This window comes from Paraburkholderia sp. SIMBA_027 (genome assembly GCF_046535315.1).
Lineage (GTDB): Bacteria > Pseudomonadota > Gammaproteobacteria > Burkholderiales > Burkholderiaceae > Paraburkholderia > Paraburkholderia tropica.
On sequence record NZ_JAWRWY010001639.1, the window covers coordinates 1 to 234 of the forward strand.

The 234-nt window shown below is 40.2% G+C and carries 1 protein-coding gene; it reads right to left on the reverse strand.

Annotation, left to right across the window (positions count from 1 at the left end; all coding sequences use genetic code 11):
• A partial coding sequence (locus tag SB764_RS44740) for a hypothetical protein (protein ID WP_410867402.1) occupies positions 1–234 on the reverse strand: 234 nt, incomplete at both ends.

Sequence of the window (234 nt, forward strand, 5' to 3'; positions counted from 1 at the left end):
GTAGAAAAGGTAGTTCCGGAAATAATATAACCATTATCAGCAGTCGTTTCAATAGAGTTGAAAATATCAAAACTTGGGCCTCCTAATGTTTTCTGCCATTTCAGATTTCCCGAACTATCTAATCTTACTATCCAATAGTCCTGTTCTCCATGGTTTTCGGTAACATCTCCATTGTTAGAGACTGTCCAGCCTCCTATAATGTAACCCCAGTCTGGGGTCTGGCGGATAACTTGT